21 protein-coding genes are annotated in these 23883 nt (G+C 60.1%); 10 read left to right on the top strand and 11 right to left on the bottom strand.

The features are described from left to right. Positions 1-56 precede the first annotated feature (56 nt). Positions 57-932 (top strand): LysR substrate-binding domain-containing protein, encoded by an 876-nt coding sequence (locus ACX3M4_RS29715; RefSeq protein ID WP_459356537.1) that lies wholly within the window; start codon positions 57-59, stop codon positions 930-932. A 149-nt stretch (positions 933-1081) separates the two neighbouring features. Here ACX3M4_RS29715 and ttcA read toward each other — a convergent pair whose 3' ends face one another. The 8 genes from ttcA to ACX3M4_RS29675 form a co-directional block, all read right to left on the bottom strand. Further along, complete coding sequence (ttcA, locus tag ACX3M4_RS29710; RefSeq protein ID WP_459356536.1) at positions 1082-2020, bottom strand: tRNA 2-thiocytidine(32) synthetase TtcA; 939 nt, start codon at positions 2018-2020, stop codon at positions 1082-1084. 447 nt (positions 2021-2467) lie between these two features. Further along, on the bottom strand, positions 2468-3850 hold the full coding sequence (locus ACX3M4_RS29705) for an FGGY-family carbohydrate kinase (protein WP_459356535.1): 1383 nt from the start codon (positions 3848-3850) through the stop codon (positions 2468-2470). Between the two features lie 6 nt (positions 3851-3856). Continuing rightward, a complete protein-coding gene (rhaM, locus tag ACX3M4_RS29700) occupies positions 3857-4171 on the bottom strand; it encodes an L-rhamnose mutarotase (protein WP_459356534.1) in 315 nt (104 codons plus the stop codon). A 3-nt stretch (positions 4172-4174) separates the two neighbouring features. Next, a complete protein-coding gene (locus ACX3M4_RS29695; protein ID WP_459356533.1) occupies positions 4175-5191 on the bottom strand; it encodes an ABC transporter permease in 1017 nt (338 codons plus the stop codon). Then, positions 5188-6171, bottom strand: coding sequence for an ABC transporter permease (locus ACX3M4_RS29690; protein ID WP_459356532.1), 984 nt, complete (start codon positions 6169-6171; stop codon positions 5188-5190). Before ACX3M4_RS29690 ends, ACX3M4_RS29695 begins: the two co-directional genes overlap by 4 nt. Next, entirely contained in the window at positions 6168-7667 is a 1500-nt protein-coding gene (locus ACX3M4_RS29685; RefSeq protein WP_459359520.1) for a sugar ABC transporter ATP-binding protein, read from the bottom strand. Before ACX3M4_RS29685 ends, ACX3M4_RS29690 begins: the two co-directional genes overlap by 4 nt. A gap of 159 nt (positions 7668-7826) precedes the next feature. After that, on the bottom strand, positions 7827-8819 hold the full coding sequence (gene rhaS / locus ACX3M4_RS29680) for a rhamnose ABC transporter substrate-binding protein (RefSeq protein WP_459356531.1): 993 nt from the start codon (positions 8817-8819) through the stop codon (positions 7827-7829). Positions 8820-8963: 144 nt separating this feature from the next. Beyond that, positions 8964-9770: a DeoR/GlpR family DNA-binding transcription regulator gene (locus ACX3M4_RS29675; RefSeq protein WP_459356530.1), complete on the bottom strand. Its 807-nt coding sequence runs from the start codon at positions 9768-9770 to the stop codon at positions 8964-8966. A 184-nt stretch (positions 9771-9954) separates the two neighbouring features. Here ACX3M4_RS29675 and ACX3M4_RS29670 point away from each other — a divergent pair, with 184 nt between their 5' ends. The 6 genes from ACX3M4_RS29670 to ACX3M4_RS29645 all read left to right on the top strand — a co-directional run bounded on the left by ACX3M4_RS29670 (position 9955) and on the right by ACX3M4_RS29645 (position 15787). Then, positions 9955-12057: a bifunctional rhamnulose-1-phosphate aldolase/short-chain dehydrogenase gene (locus ACX3M4_RS29670; RefSeq protein ID WP_459356529.1), complete on the top strand. Its 2103-nt coding sequence runs from the start codon at positions 9955-9957 to the stop codon at positions 12055-12057. 153 nt (positions 12058-12210) lie between these two features. Then, positions 12211-13494: an L-rhamnose catabolism isomerase gene (rhaI, locus tag ACX3M4_RS29665; RefSeq protein WP_459356528.1), complete on the top strand. Its 1284-nt coding sequence runs from the start codon at positions 12211-12213 to the stop codon at positions 13492-13494. Between the two features lie 137 nt (positions 13495-13631). Next, positions 13632-13991 carry a hypothetical protein gene (locus tag ACX3M4_RS29660; RefSeq protein WP_459356527.1) on the top strand — a complete coding sequence of 120 codons (360 nt, stop codon included), beginning with the start codon at positions 13632-13634 and terminating at the stop codon, positions 13989-13991. 162 nt (positions 13992-14153) lie between these two features. Next, positions 14154-14480, top strand: a complete 327-nt coding sequence (locus tag ACX3M4_RS29655) for a peptidoglycan-binding domain-containing protein (protein WP_459356526.1) — start codon at positions 14154-14156, stop codon at positions 14478-14480. 151 nt (positions 14481-14631) lie between these two features. Beyond that, on the top strand, positions 14632-15120 hold the full coding sequence (locus tag ACX3M4_RS29650) for a LysM peptidoglycan-binding domain-containing protein (RefSeq protein ID WP_459356525.1): 489 nt from the start codon (positions 14632-14634) through the stop codon (positions 15118-15120). A 49-nt stretch (positions 15121-15169) separates the two neighbouring features. Next, positions 15170-15787, top strand: a complete 618-nt coding sequence (locus tag ACX3M4_RS29645; RefSeq protein ID WP_459356524.1) for a hypothetical protein — start codon at positions 15170-15172, stop codon at positions 15785-15787. Positions 15788-15854: 67 nt separating this feature from the next. Here the strand turns inward: ACX3M4_RS29645 and rpsD are convergent, their stop codons facing one another. Then, the gene (rpsD, locus tag ACX3M4_RS29640) at positions 15855-16472 is read right to left on the bottom strand and encodes a 30S ribosomal protein S4 (RefSeq protein WP_459356523.1); all 618 of its coding nucleotides are present in this window, start codon (positions 16470-16472) and stop codon (positions 15855-15857) included. 534 nt (positions 16473-17006) lie between these two features. On the opposite strand from rpsD, the gene ACX3M4_RS29635 reads away from it, so the two are divergent. Further along, complete coding sequence (locus ACX3M4_RS29635; protein ID WP_459356522.1) at positions 17007-18752, top strand: EAL domain-containing protein; 1746 nt, start codon at positions 17007-17009, stop codon at positions 18750-18752. 590 nt (positions 18753-19342) lie between these two features. Here the strand turns inward: ACX3M4_RS29635 and murI are convergent. Together murI and ACX3M4_RS29625 are read right to left on the bottom strand one after the other, a co-directional pair. Continuing rightward, the gene (murI, locus tag ACX3M4_RS29630) at positions 19343-20134 is read right to left on the bottom strand and encodes a glutamate racemase (RefSeq protein ID WP_459356521.1); all 792 of its coding nucleotides are present in this window, start codon (positions 20132-20134) and stop codon (positions 19343-19345) included. 227 nt (positions 20135-20361) lie between these two features. Next, complete coding sequence (locus ACX3M4_RS29625) at positions 20362-21171, bottom strand: RNA methyltransferase (RefSeq protein WP_459356520.1); 810 nt, start codon at positions 21169-21171, stop codon at positions 20362-20364. 282 nt (positions 21172-21453) lie between these two features. Between ACX3M4_RS29625 and ACX3M4_RS29620 the strand changes: the two genes are divergently transcribed. Continuing rightward, a complete protein-coding gene (locus ACX3M4_RS29620; protein ID WP_459356519.1) occupies positions 21454-21798 on the top strand; it encodes a hypothetical protein in 345 nt (114 codons plus the stop codon). Beyond that, positions 21795-23666, top strand: coding sequence for a putative bifunctional diguanylate cyclase/phosphodiesterase (locus tag ACX3M4_RS29615; protein ID WP_459356518.1), 1872 nt, complete (start codon positions 21795-21797; stop codon positions 23664-23666). Before ACX3M4_RS29620 ends, ACX3M4_RS29615 begins: the two co-directional genes overlap by 4 nt. Positions 23667-23883 lie beyond the last annotated feature (217 nt).

The following is a 23883-nucleotide window of genomic DNA, read 5'->3' as shown; positions in this document are numbered from 1 at the left end:
ACAGAGAAATGATATTAATATCGTGAATTACTCGAAAATTTTTATGAATAAGACCAATGAACCCGCTTCCCAACCTGCTCTGGCTCCGAAGCTTTGAAGCCGCCAGCCGGCTTGGCAGCTTCACCGCCGCCGGTGCCGAGCTTGGCCTGACACAGGCCGCCGTCAGCACCCATATCAGTTCGCTGGAAAGCCAGCTCGGCCACCAGCTTCTGGAGCGCACCACCCGCAAGGTGGATCTGACGGCCAGCGGCCGCGCCTATCTGCCTTCCGTGCGAAAAGCACTTCAGGAGCTCGCCGCCTCGACCGAAAATCTTTTCGGCAACCGGACGCGCGGCACGGTCACGATCCGCGCGCCGATTTCCGAGACCGTCCTCATCATCTCTCCAGCCCTTGCCGGGCTCCGGAAGGACCATCCCGAGCTCGATATCCGCCTGCTCTCCGCCATCTGGGCGGACACGGCCCTCGACACCGGCACGGATATCGAGATCCGCCTTGGAACCGGCTCATGGCCAGGTGCCCAGGCCGAACCACTGGGAACGGAAACAATCGTGCCTGTGTGTTCTCCGGATCTGGCAACCAGGTTGAAGTTACCAACTGATCTGCTCGACCACCCGCGCATTCACATTCTCGGCTTCGACGATCACTGGCCCCGCACCTTCGAAGCATTGAGCCTGCCACAGCCGGAGAAGCGCTCCGGCGTCACGGTCGATACGTCCCTTGCCGCGGTGGAACTGGCCGTTGCGAATGGCGGCGTTGCGCTGCTGCTGGGAAAAGTCGCGGCACGGCTGCAAGCAAGCGGGCGGCTTTGTGTGCCCTTCGACGTCAGCATCCCGTCGGTGCGCACGCATTATCTGCTGCAGCGTGACAGCGCCTCACCGAGGAAACCAGCCGCACAAAGGGTCGAGGCGTGGCTGAGAGAGCTGTTTGCCTGAGGTCTTATCCACTCGCTCCCACTGTCCTCCCCGCGAAAGCGGGGACCCGGGACTCCTGGGTAGCAGATCATAACGTTCTGAGATTATGAAGTTTCCTGGGTCCCCGCTTTCGAGGGGAGCACACTCTGGATCACTTCACCGCAACCGGATCACTCCGCCGCAAACAGCTTCGCCGTCATCGCCAGGCTTGCCCCACACGGTTCCTCGGCCTCGCCCGCTTCCGCAGCCCCACCTTCTGCAGGCCGCAGGTTGACGAAGTCGTAGAGCGACCGGTCGAGCAGATGCGAGGGGCGGGTGTGGCCGAGGGCGCGGGCCATGACGCCAAGGCGGCCGGGCGTTTCCTTTTCCCAGCCCTGCAGCATGCGCTTGACCTCCTCGCGCTGCAGGCCGTCCTGCGAACCGCACAGATTGCACGGGATGATCGGGAACTGCATGCCGGTGGCAAAGCGGGCGATATCGCTTTCTGCGGAATAGGCAAGCGGGCGCAGAACCAGGAGATCACCCTCGTCGTTGATCAGCTTCGGCGGCATGGAGGCCAGACGCCCGCCGTGGAAGAGGTTCATGAAGAAGGTTTCGAGAATGTCTTCCCGGTGGTGGCCAAGCACGATCGCCTCGCAGCCCTGCTCCCGCGCCACACGGTAGAGAATGCCCCGGCGCAGGCGCGAGCACAACGAACAATAGGTGCGGTGCTCGGGGATCTTGTCGGTGACGATCGAATAGGTGTCCTCGCGCACGATGATGTGCTCGATGCCGTTGTCCTCGAAGAACTTCGGCAGGATATCGGCCGGGAAACCCGGCTGGGCCTGGTCGAGATTGCAGGCGATGAGGTCCACCGGTAAGAGGCCGCGCCATTTCAGCTCGATCAGGACCGCCAGCAACGTGTAGCTGTCCTTCCCGCCGGAGAGACAGACCAGCCATTTCGGCCGGTCACCCTGCGAAGCGCTCTCGGGCAGCATGCCGAAATCCGCAATCGCCTCGCGCGCCTGCCGCAGCAGCCGCTTGCGCAGCTTCTTGAATTCGACGCTCGACGGTGCCCCCCGCAGAAGTGCGGGAACGTCGATATCCGTGCTGTCGGCGATGTCGTTCATGTCAGGGCTCGGCGATTTTCAGATGATCCGGTCTTTCCGCTGACATACCGGATCATGGCTTTCCGGAAAAGGGGAAAGCACCGGTTATCAAGGGTCGCACCGGCTTGCTCATGATAAGAAAAGCCTATCGGCGAAGCGTTGGCACGTCCGCGTGCACCTCCCTCACCCTAATAGTCAGAACAAGTGCATTTGGAAAAATTATCCGAATTACGCCGGCGTCACCCCGGGCGACCGAAGGGAGACCCGGGGCCTACTCATTTCCAGAGAATTGGATTATGCAGTCTGCCTTCAATATTCGTCGCGCACTTCAGTAATTGGCTCTGCGAGTGGGCCCCGGTTCTGCGCTACGCTTGCCCGGGGTGACACTGTGGAGGCAACTTCGGGACGCAAATTTGATAGAGATGGCGACCAAATGCGATACCCATGCGCGTTCGGAGTGGAGAAGTTCTAACCGAGCCGAGCACGCCAGGTTTCGGCGTACCGGAGTAAGCGCGGGTCGAGGTTCCAGCCATCATCCTGGGCGCAAGATTGTCTGACCTGCCTTTGCCCTGCCTCCGCCATCAGCAGAGCCGCACCGATGCTGGTTCCGGTGAGCGAACCTGCCGATGCATCGACCGGACGTCCTGTCGCCGCCTTCAGCATCTGCAGATAAAGCCTGTTCTGCGCGAACGGTCCCTCGACGACGACGGGTCCTTCTGCACCGGTCATCTCCAGGCACTCCGCCGTCACAAGCGCCAGATAGAAGGAGAGCGCGACAAAGCGTTCGCTATCGGAAAGTGACGCATCGTCAATGCTCCAGCGATGCTTCCGTCCTTGAAAAGGGCCCGAGCGCGGATCGACAGCGGGAAAGAGCATGATTTCCCTGTCGAGCACCACGCCGATATCGTCTTCCGTAAAATCCTTCGCCCTTCCCGCGAGCACCATGTCGAATTCACGTCCGCCCATGAACCGGGCGGATGGCACGGGATCGCCAAAGGCATTGACGTTGATCAGCGTATCCCGTGCCGGGTTGAGCTGGACGGACTTGCTGCCGATTGCGAGCGCGATCACCCAGGTGCCGGTGGAAACGACGGAAAACGGTGGGTCACGTCGGATCAGATGCGGATAGAGCGAGGCATTGCTGTCATGGATGCCGCAAGAAACCTTGGTCTCCCTCGGCAGGCCGGTGCGTTCGGCGATGTCCGGCAGGATTGTTCCAAGGCATTCCCCGGCTTTGCGCACGGGTGCCATCTTGTCTGTCAGACCGAGCTTTTCAACCAGCGAGGAAAACCGGTTTGCCGAAGGGCACCAGAGATCCGTGTGACATCCGAGCGACGTCACCTCGTTGGCAGCAACGCCGGTGAGCTTGAAAGCCCAGTATTGCGGATAGGTCAGAACACTCGCGACACGATCCAGCAGGCCCGGGTCGCTCTGAAGCTGCCAATGGAGCTGAGCACCGAGATTGAGCCCCATGCCGAGCCGGGGTGATCCGGTCTCGGCAAAATCGGGACGGATGGCATCATACTCGGCAGCAAGATCGTCCGGGCCCGTGTGCTCATAGTCGAGCATTGGCGCGGCGAGATTGCCGTCTGCATCCAGCAACACTGCACTTGCCCCATGGGTCGTCACCGACAGGGCGTCGATGCCATGGGCACGATGCAGGTCGCCGAGTGCGTCGCAGATGAACTGCCAGTGTCCCTCGAGATCGAAGTGCGGATAAGGAGGACCGGTAAGAAAGGTGTTCGGCCGCGTCAGCACGCCGATTTCCCGGGCCTCCGCCAGATCGACCACAGCCACCTTGGCGTTGGTCTTGCCGATATCGATGACGCCGACATGCCGGGGATGAGCCATTCCGCGTCAGTCCATGTGAAAGACGGTTTTGAGTGGCACCGCGACTGGTTCGTTGTCCGGCTTCGTCGCCATGACGTCGGCCATGTGCGCCCACCATTTCTGCATGACAGGATGGTTCGGCAGCTCCTCCATCCCGTGACCGTCCTTGCGCCAGAGGACACCGAAGAGAATGCCCGTTTCCGGATCGAGATGGATCGAATAATCGCTGACACCCGCCTCCTTCAGAAGCGCCTCCAGCTCCGGCCAGATCTCGTCGTGTCGCTTGCGGTATTCGGCTTCCATGCCCGGATTGAGCAGCATCTTGAAGGCGTATTTCTCCATGGCCTACGCCTTCCTTTTGGCAAGGATGCGCCCGGCAATGCGTGGCAGGGCAATGACGGCAATGAGCAGCAGGCCGATGAAGATGGACATTACGATGCCGGGCACATTCAGAAGGCCGAAGCCGAAGGTCACCATTCCCATAACAAAAGCGGCGATGACGACGCCCGGGATCGATCCCGAGCCGCCGAGGATATTAACCCCGCCAAGCACCACCATGGTCACCACCTCAAGTTCCCACCCAAATGCGATGGAGGGCCGGGTCGCGCCAAGCCTAGAGGTCAGGCAGATGGCAGCGACACCCGACATCAGGCCCGTCAGCAGGAACAGCGCGAATTTCACGCGCGGCACGCGGATGCCGGAGAAGAGCGCCCCGACCGGATTGTTGCCGACCACATAGACCGCCCTGCCGAAATTGGTCCTGTGCAGGATGACCGCAAAGAGCACCGCCAGCAAAGCGAAAAGCAGCAACTCGAAGGAGATCACCCACCAGACATAGCCCTGGCCGAAGAAGGCGAAGCTGGACGGATAGCCGGTATAGGCCTTGTCGCCGAGAACGATATAGGAAAGACCTCGGAAAAGGCTCATCGTACCGATTGTAACAACGATGGACGGCAAGCCGAGGCCGGTGACCAGAAAGCCGTTGAAGGCACCGCAGAGCAGACCGACACCAAGACCGATCAGCACCAGCGCCGGTGTATCGGCCCCCATCTGCACAGCAAAGCCCATCGCCGTCGATGCCAGCGCGATGATCGAGGCGACCGACAGGTCGATCTCGCCGGAGATGATCAGAAGTGCCATGGCAAAGGCGATCATCGCCTTTTCGGTGAAGTTGAAGGTCGCGTCCGAGAGGTTCCAGGGATCGAGGAAATAGGGCGAGGCAAAGCTGTTGAGCGTAAAGACGGCGACCGCGACGGCAAGGAGGAGCACTTCCCAGCTCACCATAAAGCGCTGCAACGGCGTCTTCAGCCTGTCGGGGATCTGGCGGTGGGCGGCCTTCTGGTCTGTCGAGGCGAGGCTCATGCTGCGTGCTCCGCTTTTTTCAGGATCACCCGGCCTTTTGTCCGGCTGGATGTGGCGTTGAAGGCAACGGCGATGATGATGGCGCTGCCGGAAATGGCCAGTTGCCAGAAGGGCGAGATATTGATCACCGGCAGGGCATTCTTGACGATACCGAGGAACAGCGCTCCGAGTAGCGCCCCGCCGACCGAGCCGATGCCCCCGGCAATCGAAATCCCGCCAATGACGCAAGCTGCGACCACTTCCAGCTCGAATCCGCCGGCGATATCGACATAGGCGACCGCGTAGCGTGCGACCCAAAGGTATCCGGTGAGCCCGGCGAGCGCGCCGGAGATGACATAGGCAGCGCACTGGGTCTGGCCGACATCGATGCCGGTATAAACCGCCGCATGCGGGTTGCCGCCAACGGCGAAAAAGGCGCGGCCGAGTGGCGTGCGTCCAATCAGGAGCACGAAGGCAAGAACGACGAGGATCGCGATCCAGGAAAGGACAGGCAGGCCGAGAACGACTTCGCGCGGGAATGCCTTGAAGGCATCGCTCATCTCATGGGCGTTGATCCACTCCCCGCCGGAGATGACGAAGATGATACCGCGATAGATGGTCATGGTGCCGAGGGTCACCACGATCGGCGGGATGTCGAGCTTCCACACAAGCAGGCCGTTCACCAGCCCCATCAGCGCACCGAGACACACCGCAACAGCGAGAATGACAGGCACCGGCAGACCGGGCATCGCCATGTTCAACATGGCGACCACCATGCCGGTCAGCGCCAGATTGGCAGCAACCGACAGGTCGATGCAGCGGGTGAGGATCACCGCCATCTGGCCCAGCGCCAGAATGATCAGCGGCGCGGTGTCGTTGAAGACATTGGCAAGGTTTGACGGCGTGACGAAAGCCGGAAAGCGCGAGGCAATGGCAACGACCAGAACAAAAATGGCTGCGGCCAGAATGGCTTCACGCGATTTGATAAGAGACCGGATCATGAGTGCACCTCCGTGATGCCGGCCGCTGCCCGCACCAGATGTTCCGGCGTCAGGTCGTCGCCTTCGAACTCTGCCGCGATGCGGCCTTCGCGCATGACGATCACCCGATCCGACATGCCGAGGATCTCGGGAATTTCAGAGGAGACCATGATGACAGCGAGGCCCTCGGCGGCAAGTTCGGCCATGAATTCGTGCACGGCCGCCTTGGAGCCGATGTCGATGCCTTTGGTGGGTTCGTCCAGGATGATCACCCGCGGTTTCGTCGCCAGCCACTTGGCGATGACCACCTTCTGCTGGTTGCCGCCGGAAAGTTCGCCGATGTCCTGGTCGAGCGCAGCCGCCCTCAGATCCAGCCGCTGCGTATAGTCTCGCGCCAGCTTGAATTCTTCCGCCAGCCGCAGGAAGCCCTTGCGCGACGTTTCCTTCAGCGACGGCAGCGACACGTTCTGGAAAATCGGCAGGCCCTTGATGGCGCCCTGCTTGCCGCGGTCTTCCGGCACGTAGACGATGCCGTGCCGGATCGCCTCGTTGGGATCACGGATGACGGCAACCTGATCGTCGATGCGGATTGCGCCTTTCGAAGGTTTGGTGACACCAAAAAGCGCCTGCATGAATTCGCTGCGCCCGGCGCCGACAAGGCCATAGAAGCCGAGGATTTCACCCGCGCGCAGTGTGAAGCCGATATCCTCAAATTCGGTCGGATGGCAATAGCCGACGACCTTCAGCACTTCCTTGCCGAGCTTCGGCGTCCGTTTCGGAAACACCTGGTCCACCGAGCGGCCGACCATGAGCTTGACCAGTTCCTGTTCACCGACATCGGCGATCATACCCCTGCCCACCATCTGGCCGTCCCGGAACACCGTATAACGGTCGGCGATGCGGAAGATCTCGTCGAACTTGTGGCTGATGAAGAGGATTGCCTTGCCCTCGGCCTTCAGCCGCTCGACAAGCTCGTAGGTTTCCTCGATCTCCTTGTGGGAGAGAGATGCGGTCGGCTCGTCCATGATCACGATCTTGGCGTCGATGGAGAGCGCCCGGGCTATCGCCACCAGGTGCTTGTTGGCAATGCCGAGTTCCTTCAGCGTCACGTTCGGATCGATGCGCGCCCCGATCCGGTCGAGCAGCGCTTTGGCCTTGCGCACCATTTCCTTGCGGTCGATCAGGCCGAAACGCATTTTCGGCGCATGGCCGATGAAGATGTTTTCGGCCACCGACAGGTCGTCGAAAAGGACGGTTTCCTGGTGGATGGCCGTCACCCCTGCCCGGCCCGCATCCTGCGCGGTCGGGAAGATCATGGGCAGGCCGTTGATGGAAACCTCTCCCTCGTCCGGCTGGTAGATGCCGGTGAGGATCTTGACGATGGTCGACTTGCCGGCGCCATTCTCGCCGACGAGCGCAGTGACCTCGCCCGGAAAAAGCTCCAGCGAAACCTCCGAGAGCGCCTTCACGCCCGGGAAGGACTTGGAGATGCCTGTCAGGGACAGTACGGGCGCCATGCCTTCTCCTGATTGCGGATGCACGTCCGCGATGCCCTGCGTGTTCGCAAGCATGACCATGTCCCGAAGTCTTGAGTGGTTTCCGGTTTGCTTGACCCGGTGCCGAGGCACCGGGTCTTTTGACACTATCAGCGATTGCTGCCGATCCAAGCGTTGCGCTTAGAAAATGTCCTTGAAGTCGTTGATGTTCGAGCTGTCGTAGACAAACGGATCGGCCATGGCGCCTTCGTTGTTGTCGTTAAGCGTCAGCGTGCCCATGCGACCCATCGGGATTTCCGCACCCGGCTTTGCTTCCGCAGCGCCGGAGGCAAGGTTATAGGCAAGAACGGTTGCCGAATAGCCGAGATCGATCGGGTTCCAGATCGCAAAGGACTTGGACGCACCGGATTCGATGTGACCGGCCATCTCGGACGGCAGGCCCAGACCCGTCACGTTGATCTGACCGGCTTTCTCCGCATCGGAGACAGCCTGGGCGGCAGCAACGATACCGACGGAGGTCGGAGCGATGATGGCCTTAAGGTCCGGATAGGTCTGCATCAAGCCCTGGGCTTCGCGATAGGACTTGTCGGCAAGGTCGTCGCCGTAGACGGTCGCCACAACGTTGATGCCCGGATAGTTGTCCTTGACCTTGTTCATTTCCTCGATCCAGGTGTTCTGGTTCGTGGCGGTCGCGGAAGCCGACAGCACGGCGACGTCACCGCCATCCGGCAGGTGATCGGCAGCGAGCTTGATGATCATGTTGCCGATCAGCGGGTTGGAAGACGGGTTGAGATGCAGCTGGCGGCCATCCGGTGCCACGCCCGAATCCCACGAAATGACGGTAATGCCGCGGTCCATGGCCTTCTTCAGGGCCGGAACCAGTGCATCCTGGTCGTTGGCGGAGATCGCGATGGCATCGACCTTCTGGGCGATCAGTGCATTGATGACTTCGATCTGGCCTTCCGCCGTGGTGTCGGTCGGGCCGGTATAGATGATCTCGACATCGCCGAGTTCCTTGGCCGCTTCCTCGGCACCCTTTGCGGCCGCTTCAAAGAAGCCGATGCCGAGGGCCTTGACGACAAGCGCAATGCGCTTGGTTTCCGCCTGCGCCGGACCGGCCATGCAGACCGCAGCGACAGCCGTTGCAGCCAGAAGAGATTTCCAGAGTTTCATTGCTTCCTCCCAAAGATCACCCAGCATTCCCCGGAATGCAGGAAGTTGATCGTTCTCAAGTGCTGGAGCCTCTTGTCCGCGATCATAGAACGCGGGATGCCCCAGTAAGCTGCCGGCCCTCCCTGGGTTCCGGCAGAATGCCGGCTACCCGTTCGAGGTTGCCTTACTCTGTGTGACGTTAACCTCCGCCACGATCAGATTGATATCGGCCTGTTCCAGCATGTTGGCCGCATTGTCCGGGATCCGGTCGTCGGTGATGACGGTCGTTATCCGGTCGAGCGGGCACAGGATCAGGCTGGAACGGGCGCTGAACTTGGACGAATCCACCAGAACAACCAGTTCGTCCGCCTGGCCGATCAGCTTCTGCTCTGCCTGGATCAGCAGCGGATCGGCTTCCATCAGACCGAGCGGCCCCAGGCCCTGCGCCCCCATGAACATGCGCTTGGCGTAGAAATTCCGCGTCACATCATTGTCGAAGGGGCTGAGGATGATGTTCTGTTCGCGGTAGATCACCCCGCCCGAGAGCATGATGGTGTTCTTGGAATTCTTGAGGAGATGCTCGGCGATCGGAAACGAGTTGGTGAACACCTGGCAGCGCTTGGTCGCCAGCGGATGCACCATCTGGAAAGTAGTCGTGCCGCCGTTAATGATGATCGCGTCGCCGTCCTCGCAGAGCTCGACCGCCTTTTGCGCGATTGCGCGTTTCTGAGCGATATTGATCGTCTCGTTGACGCTGAAGGGGCGACCGGCCAGGCCGACGAATTGCGGCGGATGAATGCTCTCCGCCCCGCCCCGCACCCGGCGCAGTTTTTTCTGTACGTGAAGCTGGGCAATGTCCCGGCGAATTGTCGCCTCGGAGGAATCCGTCAACGCCACCAGTTCCTGCACCGTCACGACCGGACGATCCTGGACTGCGGATAAGATGATCCTGTGGCGCTCTTTCTCGTGCATGTAGTCCTCCCGTTGATCAAACGTTTCCACCAATACCGGTCATTGTCAATCATAAAAAATCATAAATAATCATTTTGCAGTGCAATATGATCGATATTGATCGTTTTTGATTGACATCAGGATCCGATCAGGCGAGTTTCTAGACAATGAGATGTAAGCTGTCAGGCTTTCTTGGGAGGAAAAGATGTTGAATTCCGCCGCCGGGTCCCGGCTCGCAAACCTGTGGGACGATCAGAAGGCATCCGGCATGAGCGAAGCGGAGCTGCTGCTCTATCGCTCCAACCTCCTCGGCTCCGACAAGCGCATCACCAATTATGGCGGCGGCAACACCTCTGCCAAGGCCATGGAAAAGGATCCGCTGACCGGCGACCTGGCGGAGGTTCTCTGGGTCAAGGGCTCCGGCGGCGACGTCGGCACCATCAAGATGGACGGTTTCGCGACGCTTTATATGGAGAAACTCCGGGCGCTGAAGGGCATCTACCGGGGCGTCGACTTTGAAGACGAGATGGTCGGCTACCTGCCCCATTGCACCTTCAACCTCAATCCGCGCGCGGCTTCCATCGACACGCCCCTCCATGCCTATGTCCCGAAGAAACATGTCGACCACATGCATCCGGACGCGATCATCGCAATCGCGGCGGCCGCCGACAGCAAGGCCATCACGCAGGAGATCTTCGGCAACGACATCGGCTGGCTGCCCTGGAAACGCCCCGGCTATGAGCTTGGCCTGTGGCTGGAGAAATTCTGCCTGGAAAATCCGGATGCCCGGGGCGTCGTTCTGGAAAGCCACGGTCTCTTCACCTGGGCCGATGATGCCAGGACCTGCTACGAGACGACGCTCGAAATCATCAACAAGGCGATTGCCTGGTTCGAAGGCAAGACCGAGGGCAAGGCTGCCTTTGGCGGTTCGAAGCACCGCGCGCTTGGTCCCGCCGAACGCCGGGCGATTGCCTCCCGCGTGATGCCGGCAATCCGCGGCATGGTCTCGGGCAAGCATCACATGGTCGGCCATTTCGACGACAGCGATGCGGTGCTGGAATTCGTCTGCGCCAATGACATGGAAGCGCTGGCAGCGCTCGGCACCAGCTGTCCGGACCATTTCCTGCGCACGAAAATCCGCCCGCTTGTTGTAGATTTAGATCCCGCCGCGCCTGATGTGGAAGCAACGCTTGCCGGTCTCGGTGAGGCCGTGGAAGCCTATCGCGACGACTACGCCGCCTATTACGAGCGCTGCAAACACGCCGACAGCCCAGCACTCCGCGATCCGAATGCGGTCGTCTATCTGGTTCCGGGTGTCGGCATGATCACATTTGCCAAGGATAAGGCGACGGCCCGCATTTCGGGCGAATTCTACACCAACGCAATCAACGTCATGCGTGGTGCCTCCAGCGTCTCCACCTATTGCGGCCTCCCCGAACAGGAGGCCTTCGACATCGAATACTGGCTCCTGGAAGAAGCAAAGCTCCAGCGGATGCCGAAGCCGAAAAGCCTTGCCGGCAAGATCGCCCTTGTCACAGGCGGCGCCGGTGGCATCGGTTCCGCGACGGCTGAACGCTTCCTGCGCGAAGGTGCCTGCGTGGTCCTCGCCGATATCGATGCGGAAGCACTCGCCGCAACCGCGGAGAACCTGACTTCCCGGCATTCGAAGGATGTGGTTCGCACCGTGACGATGGACGTCACCAGCGAAGAGGCAGTTGCCGACAGTTTCGCCCGCGCAGCATTGGAATTCGGCGGCGTCGACATCCTCGTCTCCAACGCCGGCATTGCTTCGTCGGCGCCGATCGAGCAGACGACGCTGGATCTGTGGAACCGCAACATGTCGATCCTTTCGACCGGTTATTTCCTTGTCTCGCGCGCCGCCTTCCTGACCATGAAACAGCAAGGTATCGGCGGCTCCATCGTCTTCATCGGCTCCAAGAACGGCCTCGCCGCCTCCCCCGGTGCCAGCGCCTATTGCACCGCCAAGGCGTCGGAACTGCATCTTGCCCGCTGCCTGGCCCTCGAAGGGGCACCGGACGGCATCCGCGTCAATGTCGTCAATCCGGATGCGGTCCTGCGCGGCTCCAAGATCTGGTCCGGCGACTGGCTGAAGGAACGGGCCGAGGCCTATGGCAAGGACACGACCGAGCTTGAGGAGCATTACCGTCAGCGGTCGCTCCTGAAGCGGTCGGTACTGCCGGAGGACATTGCCGAGGCGACCTATTTCTTTGCCTCGGAGTTTTCCGCAAAATCGACCGGCAACATCCTCAATGTCGATGCCGGCAACGTCCAGGCCTTCACGCGGTAAGGCAATTCAACAAGGCACAGCCTCATCCTGAGGAAGCGCGCCAGCGCTGTCTCGAAGGATGGGCGGCATACTCCGAACAAGCGGCCCATCCTTCGAGACGGGCCTCGCGGCCCTCCTCAGGATGAGGTTCTTTGGGGCGGAAAGGATCTCAAGATGATGATCGACACAACGCTGGTCACCCGGGAAAACGAAGCGCGAACCCAGGAGCTGAAGCGCGACTACGAAACCCTCGGAGAAAAACTCGACCGGCGCGGCATTGCCATCGACGCGATCAAGCAGAAGGTCGCCGCCTATGGTGTCGCAATTCCCTCCTGGGGCGTCGGCACCGGTGGTACGCGCTTTGCCCGTTTCCCCGGCATGGGCGAGCCACGCCATATCTTCGACAAGCTGGAAGATTGCGGCGTCATTCAGCAACTCACGAGGGCAACGCCGACTGTCTCGCTGCATATCCCGTGGGACAAGGCCAATCCGGCCGAGCTGAAAGCCAAGGCCAGCGAACTCGGGCTCGGCTTCGACGCCATGAATTCCAACACCTTCCAGGATCAGGTCGGTCAGCCCCTCTCCTATAAATTCGGCTCGCTCACCCACTCGGACGCGGCCACGCGCCAGCAAGCCATCGAGCACAATCTGGAATGCATCGAGATCGGCAGGACGGTCGGCTCGAAAGCACTGACAGTCTGGATCGGCGACGGCTCCAATTTCCCGGGCCAGGCGAATTTCACCCACCAGTTCGAGCGGTATCTCGACAGCGTCAGGACGATCTACGCAGCACTGCCGGATGACTGGCGGCTCTTCACCGAACACAAGATGTATGAACCGGCCTTCTATTCCACCGTCGTCCAGGACTGGGGCAGCAACTACATGATCGCGCGGGAGCTCGGCGAGAAAGCCTTCTGCCTCGTCGATCTCGGCCACCACGGGCCCAACATCAATATCGAGATGATCGTCGCCCGGCTGATCCAGTTCGGCAAGCTCGGCGGGTTCCATTTCAACGACAGCAAATATGGCGACGACGACCTCGACACCGCCTCCATCGATCCCTACCGCCTGTTCCTGGTCTTCAACGAGCTGGTGGATGCTGAGCAGCGGCAGGCGCCCGGCTTCGATCCGGCCCACATGCTCGACCAGTCGCACAACGTCACCGACCCCATCGAAAGCCTCATGACTTCCGCCATGGAAGTCCAGCGCGCCTATGCCCAGGCACTTCTCGTCGATCGCAAGGCACTGGAAGGCTACCAGGACGGCAACGACGCCCTGATGGCGACGACGACGCTGAAGACCGCCTTCCGCACCGATGTCGAGCCGATCCTGGCGATGGCACGCCTTGAAAGCGGCGGTGCCATCAACCCTGTCGCCGCCTATCGGGCCGCCGGTTACCGGGCCAAGGTCGCGGAAATTCGTCCGGAGGTCTCCGGTGCCGGCGGCGGGATCGTCTAGGAGACTGGCACGCCCCGGAGGTAAGTAGCCCCAGACAAAAACTCTTCTCGTCTGCTTCAGTCGGGAGGCATATGCTGCCGCGGCGTAATCCGGCACGGCGCCTTGCGCGTTCAGCCGGTTCCTCCAGGGGGAATGCGATGTCTCAACTGCCCGGCAAGTCCTATGACGAAATGAAGGCCCTCATCATCAAGAACCATGGCATTCCTTATGTCTTCAGCTGGGAATTGCTGATCGCCATCTGCTGGGAGGAGTCACTCTTCAACAACAGGGAACAGCAGGGCGGCAGCGCCTGGGGCTTCGGCCAGGTCGAACCGTCCGAGTTCTACAAGTTCGAAACCGAAGAGGCCAAGCAGCGCGGCTACTACGTCGCCAACCTGCCCCGGCGGATCAAGTCCGGCAATTCGACAAAGCTTCTCGGCCAGCTCACCGACGACCAGTCGGTACAGGTTGTTTCCGCAGCCCTCCGGCACAATTACTACTCGCGCCATCACAACTAGCTGGACGCCCTTTATGTCTATGGCGGCGTCTATTACACCGGCCCTTCCGGCCTCACCAAGCAGAAGCGGCTGCAGATTATCCAGGGATGGCTGGATTGCGAAAAGCACCTCTCCTACTTCCATCAGGGCTACCACCACGACGAGATTATCAAAGGCCTCCACATGGCCCGCAATTTCAAGACTGTCGAAGCAACGTTCCGGCCGATCCTTTTTCCGCTTGGCGACGACTACATGCTCCAGGTTCTGAAGCAATATATCGCCCAGCTGAACGGCAGTCCGAAGATGCTGAAACAGGGCACGAACGGCGAGGACGTATCTGCCCTGCAGCACCTATTGAACCACAAGGCAGGGCCGAGCGCGGTCAAGTTGAAGACGGACGGTGTCTTCGGCCAGAAGACAGCCGCAAGCGTTTTCGATTTTCAGCGTCGCAACAGTCTTGTGCCTGACGGCGTCGTCGGCCCAAAGACCAAGTCGAAGCTGACCGTTTGACCATGGTTGGCTGCCTCGCTCCCCTGCCCTGGCACCGGTTACAGTTTCACTAAAGGTTGCGTTCGCCAATCTTCCGCCAAAACGTTGTGTTCTGCTGATGTTGGCCGGGGGGCCGATTTTTTGATGAGAGACGTTTTTGGAGGAGATTGATATGACCGTGACCCTTGATATTCAGCAGCCCCAGCCTTTTGACCTTGTCGGCACGAAGATCCTGATTGCCGGAAACGCCACCGCCTTTGAGGGTACCCTGTCGATCCGCGTTTCGGAGGGCCATGACGAATATGCCTCCTTCACCCAGGTCGGGTCTCTGGGTCTGCGGCAGTTCCAGGGATTTATCGACATACCGGAAACAAACAGCTTCCAGCTGAACCGGCTGTTCCTGACCCTTGCCGATGACACCGGCAACGAAAACGGACCTTCCGTGGTGATCCCGGTCCTGTTCGGGCCGAAAATCCTGCCCGGCTACAAGGGGTGGCAACCCTATACCGTCAAGGCCGGCGACACGCTGACCAAGATCGCCCAGAGCCACTACGGTAATGCCAATTTCCAGCCGATCTTCGAGGCCAACCAGCACATCCTGAACAATCCGAACGTCATTTTTCCCGGTCAGGTGCTGCGCATTCCACGCAACGATATATGATGCCTCTCCGAACCGGGCGGAAAGTGCCTGCTGAAGGAGGAACACATCGGTGACGAGCCCCTCCCGCAAGGTGTTCGTGGTAATGGCGGTCTGTCTCGCGGTGGCGATCTACACCTTTCAGGTCACCCGCGGCACCGGCCCTATCAGCACGGCCGATGCAGAAGAATTGCTTGTGCGCACGCTCCCCTTCGAACGGGAGCGGATCGAGACCATTGCGCCCGACGGAGAGATCGCGAAAGCACCGCCTTCCGTTTTGCAGAAGGTCCGGGCGCTCGACTGCCCCAAACTCTCCAGCACATGGGGTTCCACCCCGGGAAGATACGGCAGCGGAGCCCGCACATATGGCGGGGCAAGGTTCCGGTGCCTCTTCACGGGCGAAACGCCCTCCGGAACCCTGCTCTATTTTTCCGCCCATGTTACCCAGACATCGGATCCTGCCGAGACAGACCTCAACAACGGCCGGAGGCTCTATTTTGAGGAAGCGCTCGAGACCAGGACCATGATGCGGGAGATGGCAAAGGAGACACGGCCCCACAGCAAGGCGCAGCAGGCAGCTCTCTGGGCGGAACTGGCGAACGACGACATTTACGTGCCTGCCGACAAGACGCGGAAATCACCGCTTCAAAAGACAATGGACAAGCACTTCAACAAGCTGATGTCGCAATAGGGCGTTTCAAAAAAAGAAAAGGCCCGCCGGGAGGCGGGCCTTTCCGTCAATCCGTATTCGGCGCCGATTAGCGCGAATAGAATTCGACGACCAGGTTCGGTTCCATCTGCACCGGATACGGCACATCGGAGAAACCCGGAACGCGGGAGTAGGTCGCGGTCATCTTGCCGTGGTCGGCGTCGATGTAGTCCGGCACGTCACGCTCTGCGGACTGGACAGCTTCCAGAACGATGGCGAGCTGCTTGGACTTTTCGCGAACTTCGATCACGTCGCCCGGACGGACCTGGTAGCTGGCGATGTTGACGCGCTTGCCGTTCACCTTCACGTGGCCGTGGTTGATGAACTGACGGGCAGCAAAGACGGTCGGGACGAATTTCGCACGGTAGACGATTGCGTCCAGACGGCGCTCCAGCAGGCCGATCAGGTTTTCGGAAGTATCGCCGCGCATACGGGACGCTTCTGCATAGACCTTGCGGAACTGCTTTTCGGAAATGTTGCCGTAGTAGCCCTTCAGCTTTTGTTTGGCGCGGAGCTGAACACCGAAGTCGGACAGCTTGCCCTTGCGGCGCTGGCCATGCTGGCCCGGGCCGTATTCACGCTTGTTGGCCGGGCTCTTCGGACGACCCCAGATGTTTTCGCCCATCCGGCGGTCAATTTTGTACTTAACGCTATGGCGCTTCGACATTTCGCGGTTTCCTTTGAATTCGCGTTTTTATTTAAAAGGAAACGCGCCCTCCTTTATCGTTGCAACCTGTCCTTGGACGGATTGGTCTGATCGACAGGGATCCAGCTCGACTGCGCCGGCAGGATGCCCACGGGTGCGTGGTTCCGGAGGACAAAGCCCGCCGGACCGCGCGGACATACAGGGAGGTCCCGGAATTGTCAATGCGAGGCCTGCGAAAAGCGCCGCAAAACCGGCCAATCCCGCGATATTTGTTGGACAAAGAGGCAGGGTTAACGGTTTGAAGGGACATTCTCATCATTTTCTGTGACGTTGCGTTCACAATATCCGAAAATTAATGCATACATTTAGGAATTTTTAATTGCAGCTTTTCACTATGCAATCGCCGCTGCAACCCTAGCGAATAATATCAGTAAAGCGGCACGCATCGAACCCCATCACATTAGTACGGAAGTTCAGCAGCCCGACCTGGCAATAGGATCAAGAATGTCAGCGAATCGTCAATCAGCTCTTCAGACTGAACCGGAGGTTTCCGGCATGATCTGTCGTACGCCGAAGGCGACGCTTGCAGCACTCGACTATGCACTCCAGCCGGTCGTGGATATCGGCACCGGTGTTGTCTATGGCTACGAGGCTCAGGTCCGCAATTGCGACCTCGCCGGCGCACAGTCGCCCGACGACCTGATCGACAGCGCCCATGTGGCAGGTTACCTGCCACAGCTGGAAACGAAACTGCTGACAAAGGCACTGGCGCGTTTCGGCAATCTGAAGATCGCGCAAGGAACCAAACTTTATTTCAAGCTGGACGGACGCGACCTCGGTCTGGAAAACGATCCGCGCATGCGCATTGCAAGGATCGTCGAGGACGCCGGCCTGCAGGTGAACCAGATCTGCCTGGAGTTCTCCGAGCGCCACCAGCAGACCTTCACCGACGTCACGCACCACGCCATCAACGACCTGCGCCAGCTGGGCTTCCTGATCGCGCTCGACGATTTCGGCCGCGGCTCGTCCGAGCTGCGCCTTCTGCACGACATGTCGCCGGACTACGTGAAGATCGACAGGTTCTTCCTCAACGGCATCGACTGCGATGCCAGACGCAAGCTCTTCGTGACGACCGTTGCCAACCTGGCCCATGTTCTCGGCGCCCGGGTCATTGCCGAGGGTGTGGAGACCGAGCGCGAGTTCAAGGCCTGCCGCGAGGCCGGCTGCGACCTGATCCAGGGTTATTTCGTTGCCAAGCCGTTCCAGGAAGCGTCCGGCGCGAAGCTCTTCTACGATCACGTGCGTGCGCCGGGCATGGGCCGCAAGCGCCGCGAAGAACAGGACCGGATTCGCAACGAGCTGATCAAGCTGCCGACGATCCAGTTCGACGCTTCCATGAACGAACTGCTCGACATGGTGGTCCACAACCAGGACGCCAGCGTCGTGCCGGTGCTCGACACCAACAACGAGCCGCGCGGCCTGATCCACGAGCGCGACCTCAAGGCCTATCTTTATGCCGGCGGTCCGGACGACGACGACGCCAAGGCGGCACTCGATTTCCCGTTGCGCTCCTTCGTGCGCGCCTGCCCGATTGCAGACATCGATTCAAACGCCGACATGCTGCTGGTGACATTTGCCTCTTCGATCAACTCGGACGGCATCATCATCACCGAGAACTTCCGCTATGCGGGGTTTCTGTCGGCAACCTCGCTCCTGAAGATCATTCACGAAAAACGTCTTCAGGAAGCCCAGGACCAGAACCCGCTGACGCGCCTGCCCGGCAACGGCGCCATTTCCAGGTTCATCGCCGAGAGCGGCCGCAAGGGCAATCACGACCGGCATCTCTGCTACCTCGACTTCGACAATTTCAAGCCCTTCAACGACACCTACGGCTATCGCCAGGGCGACCGGGCCATCATCCTTTTCAGTGAACTTCTGCAGCGGCACATTTCCGGGTCAGGCACCTTCTTCGGCCATATCGGTGGCGACGATTTCTTCGCCGGTTTCCAGAATGTCGACCAGACGGATGTCGCCGCCCGCATGCTGGCGCTCAAGCGTGCCTTCCGGCTTGATGTCGAAAGCTTCTATGAGCCCGAGCACCGCGATCGTGGCTTTATCGAGGCCCAGGACCGTTTCGGCACAATGCGGCAATTCCCGCTGCTTCAGGTGTCCATTTCCATCCTGAGCCTGCCAAAGGGCACGACCCTGCATCCGGAATCGCTCAATCATGAAATCATGGCCCTGAAGCGCGCCGCCAAACGCTCCGACGACGGTCTCGCTGTAAAGTGCCTCGCGGCCTGATTTTCCGAAGTCTACTTTGCCACGCCTGAAGCCTCATCCTGAGGAGCATGCTCTCTCGCGTCTCGAAGGATAGACCGCTTGTTCAGGAGAATTCCGCCCATCCTTCGAGACAGGCCTGCGGCCTTCCTCAGGATGAGGTTGGGGGAGCTAACAGCTGTCGCTTCTGTCCAGCACCAACCAGAATCCGGCGCGGCCGTCTATCTGTACGTCGCACCATAGATTGCCACAAATCCCACCTCATCCTGAGGAGGACCGTCAGGTCCGTCTCGAAGGACGGGCAACTTGTTCAGGAATGTGCGGCCCATCCTTCGAGTCGGGCCTTCTGCCCTCCTCAGGATGAGGTTGGGGATGTGTTTGGCGCCGATCAGCTGTCGCTTCTGTCCAGCACCAGTCCAAACCCGGCGCGGCTGTCTATCTTAGCGCCGCACCATGGATTTCCACATATCGAACCTCATCCTTAGGAGGACCGTAAGGTCCGTCTCGAAGGATAGGCAACTTGCTCGGAGATATGCGGCCCATCCTTCGAGACTGGTTTTCATCCCTCCTCAGGATGAGGTTGGGGATGTGTTAGGCGCTGATCAGCTGTCGCTTCACTCCAGCACCAGACCGAACCCGGCCAGGAGCCGAACCAGCGACGGGTCCTTCGGTTTCGAGGTGAAGATCGCCCGGTCCGGCAGCTGTGAAGGCGATTGGGCTGCCCCCGCGCCCAGTATCCTTACAAGTTGACGCGCAATCGCCTCGGCGGGGTCGAGCCAGTCGACCGGCCAGGGGGCAATCCGGCGGAAGCGGTTGGCGAGGAACGGATAGTGCGTGCAGGCAAGGACGACGATGTCCGTACGCCTCCCGTCCTGCTCCAGGAAACAGTCGGAGATTTCCGGCAGCAGCTCTTCGTCCGGCACCGCTTCGCCGCGCAGATGCTTTTCGGCGAGTTCCGCAAGGAGATCCGACCCGACGAGACGCACATGGCACTGGCTGGCGAAGCTGTCGATAAGGCTTCTCGTATAGGTCCGGCGTACCGTGCCGGGTGTTGCCAGCACCGAGATGAGGCCTGAGGACGTACGCTCTGCCGCCGGTTTGATGGCAGGCACCGTGCCGACGAAGGGCACCTGCGGATGGGCCTTGCGCAGGGCATCGCCCACAAGCGTAAAGGCCGTATTGCAGGCAATGACGATTGCCTTCGGCCTGTGCTCGGCGATCAGCTCGTCGAAGAGGGCGAGCAGGCGTGCCTTCAGGTCTGCCTCCGGCCAGCGTCCGATGGGAAAGGCGGCGTCGTCCGCCACATAGAGGAGCGGCTCATAAGGCAACAGATACCGCGCCTCGCGCAGCACCGTGAGCCCGCCGAGACCTGAATCGAAAAAGAGAACCGGCCCGTCATCCGCCATCACACGCCTTCCGCCTCCCTGTCGCCAGACTTGGCTGGACGAACAAGCAAACCACTCCAAAAGGGACTGCCTGTCCCCTCTCCCACTGGGAGAGGGTTAGGGTGAGGGAGCAAACCTGTCCGTATCCACGCAAAGTCTGCCCCCTCACCCGGTGCTTTGCTCCGACCTCTCCCAACGGGAGAGGTTAAATCGGCACAGGGCGGTCGAAATATGACGGACCTGAAGTTCTATTCCTCGCCGCCATCTCCATGGTCTTTGCGCGGCCGGGTCTCTCGCTTTTCGAGCGAAGCTACGACACCGCGCAGCGCGCGCACTTCCTGGTCTGTCAGTTCCGCCTTCTGGAAGATGTTGCGCAGCGTGCGCACCATATGCGGGCGGCGCTCCGGCGGGCGGAAGAAGGTCGCCTTGTCGAGAGCCCCTTCCAGATGCTCGAAGAACCGCAGCACGTCGTCCTTTTTTGCCGGCGGATGTTCTTCTTCAGACAGGACGAAGGGCAATGCGCCGGAAGTCGCCGTCTTGCGCCATTCATAAGCGCAGACCAGCACCGCCTGGGCGATGTTCAGCGAGGCAAAATCCGGGTCGACCGGCAGCGTGACGATCTCGTCGGCGAGCGCCACTTCCTCGTTGTTGAGGCCCCAGCGCTCACGGCCGAAAAGATAGCCGGTCGCAGCCCCCTTTTCGCCGAGCTCGACGGACTTCTTCGCCGCTTCGTCCGGACCGCGCACAGGCTTGGGCACTTCGCGCGAGCGGGCCGTGGTGGCGAAGACGAATTGCAGGTCGGCGATGGCCGCCTCGACGCTGTCGAACACCTGGACCTTGTCGATGACATGGTCTGCCCGGCTGGCGGCAGCCCGGGCCTTTTCACTCGGCCAGCCGTCGCGCGGATTGACGATCCGGAGATCCACAAGGCCGAAATTGGCCATGGCGCGCGCGGCCGTGCCGATGTTCTCACCCAGCTGCGGCTCGCACAGGATCACCGCCGGCGGCCTTGCCGTTACTGCACGGGCTTCTTCTCTGATGTGTGCATTCTTGCTCATGAGGCGGGGATTTAGCGTTTCTTCGCCAAAATGGGAAGCAGCTTCAGGGGGATTTCCGCAAGGCTCATCCAGCTTCACAGTTTGCCGGAATGGAACGGCCAGTGTCCCGGCACGCACCCGTTTCCCCTCGCAAGAAGTGACGATAGTTCGTCGGAAATACAATCACCTGTTGAAAAATTCGAATGAATCCGACACCACAAATTTACCCGTCATAAAAATTTATGTGTAAGCATTTTCCCGTAGAGTTAAGTCAAGTTCCTGACAAACAAACGTTTTGAGGTCATGAAACCCTACTTGCCGGCCCTGTCGCTTTTGCTCATAGCCCTTGCAACCAGCATAGGCATGCTGGTGACAAAGAATGCCGGCGAAAAGGACATGCTTTCCGTTGCGGTTTTTCCGCCCTGGTGGTCCGAGAAGCAAAGCTTTGGCACGATTGCCGGAACGGGCGCTTCCATCGCCGCTCCCGGCCCTTACGGCTGGATGGTCGTGGTTGTACCGCAGTCGGAAAGCGCCGCTGCACACCTGAAGTCGGCTTCCGGCCTCATTCTCATGAACGCGAATTTCGCCAGGCTTTGCGGAGCTGACCAGTCTCATGCAAGCTTGAGCGAGGCGAAATCACGCTCATGACACCCACTCTCTTCAAGGATATCTGGGTCGATACCCCGGGTGAAAACGTGAGACGGCTGCGGCAGTCCGTCAGCCGGATCCTGCTGTGGTACTTCTGGATATCGGCCGCGGTTCCTGTTCTTGCGACCTACTGGACAAGTGGCTCAACCCTTTATGTCGCCCTGCCGTTGACGCTGATCGGGGTCATTTCCACACTCGCGGTCCTGCGAGATCCCGCCGGACTTTCAACGCGTCTGACGATGACGGTCGCCATCAACTCGACCTGGATGTTCGGCCTCTACGTCGCCTCCGACATTCACGGCGGCGAGTACATGCTCGAAGTGCACATGCTGTACTTCATCAACACGTCGATCATTCTTGCCTATGTGTGCTGGCGGTCAGTGCTGATGACCACGATTGCCGCGCTCGCCCATCATTCGATCCTGACGGTGCTTTACCCGGAGCTTGTCTGGCCGAGTTCGGATTATGCCTGGTGGCATCTCTTGAACCACTACTCGCTCGGGACGGTCAATTGCATCGGCGGTATTTTCATTGCCGTCATGCTCAAACGTTTCCTGGATAACATGGAAAGACTGAAGATCGAGGCGCAGCATCGCTCCATCCATGACGATCTGACAGGGCTTTTGAACAGGCGCGGATTGCGTCAAAGCTTCGAGGAACTTGTCGGCACCGGTGGGGCGAGGTCGGACGTCACGCTCTTTCAGCTGGACCTGGACGGCTTCAAGGGCATCAACGACACGGCGGGACACGCAGCAGGCGACAGGTTGTTGGTACTGGTTGCAGAACTGCTCAGATCGATCGCCCCCCAGAATTCGGTAATCAGCCGCATCGGCGGCGACGAATTCGTCGTGGTATCGCCAGCGATCGATCCCCTGGAGGAACGGAAATTCGTAAGCAGGCTGGAAAGCTGGACCCAGCGGGCACACCCGGTTGCCAGCCCCCCGCTGCGTGTCGGAGCCTCCACCGGGATAACAAATTCGATGCTGAGCGGTGGCCGGCTCGACACCATGATGATCGATGCAGACATTGCCCTTTACGAAGCCAAGAAAGCGGGAAAGAACCGCGCGCTCACCTTCAGTCCGCGAATGAAGACGGACGCGCAGACCCTCCACCACGCTGCCGACGAGATCGTGCGGGCGCTCGAAAATGGCGAATTCGAACCCTATTTCCAGACCCAGCACGACTGCCTGACCGGCGCTATCGTCGGTGTCGAAGTGCTCGCGCGCTGGCTTCATCCCGAACGGGGTGTCCTGGGTCCGGCGGAATTCCTGAATGCCGTCAACGTGACCGGGAAGGCGGCTGTTCTTGACGAACATATCCTGACACGCGCTCTTGAGCGTGTCGCCGCACTGGAACATGCAGGGTTCCACCTGCCGAAAGTCAGCTTCAACGTCAGCTTTCAGCGACTGTCCGACCCTGGTCTGATCCCCTCTTTGACCCACTTGCAAAAGGTACGGGCGGACATCGCGTTCGAGCTTGTCGAATCCGTCTTTTTCGACAATCTCAACTCCGAGGAGATCGAAGCCGTCAAGGCGATGCGGGAAAACGGAATTCAGATCGAGATTGACGATTTCGGCACCGGCCACGCTTCGATTGTCGCGCTCACACGCCTGAAACCCGACCTGATCAAGATCGACAGGGCCCTGATTTCACCCATCGCCAAGCATCCGGAGCAGCTGCAGCTGGTCAAGGCAATCGTTGAAATGGCCCGGGGACTCGGCATCGAATGCCTGGCCGAAGGCGTGGAATCCCGCGAAGACATCCACCTTCTCAGATCCGTTGGCGTGAATTACGTGCAAGGCTACGCTTTCAGCAAGCCGGTCAGCATCGAAGGTCTGCAAGGGTATTTGTTGCGGGCGTCCGCCTGAACGACGAGATTTTCGCTTTACCCGCAAGCTATCTCAGCGACCGTTCCGGGCCAGTTTCAACAATCCTGCACCAGTTGGGCAGCCGCAGAGTTCCTCCCGGCTTCCCACCCCTCCCCAATTGCCTTTTCCCGCCCGTTTGCTAGAACTTGCCTCAACTTGCCGCCCTTCGCCTTCCGAAGGGCTTTCAATTGATTGCGTACAATTGTATACGCATTGC

This window comes from Roseibium sp. M-1 (assembly GCF_054515675.1).
This window is presented reverse-complemented; position numbering and strand designations above follow the sequence as displayed.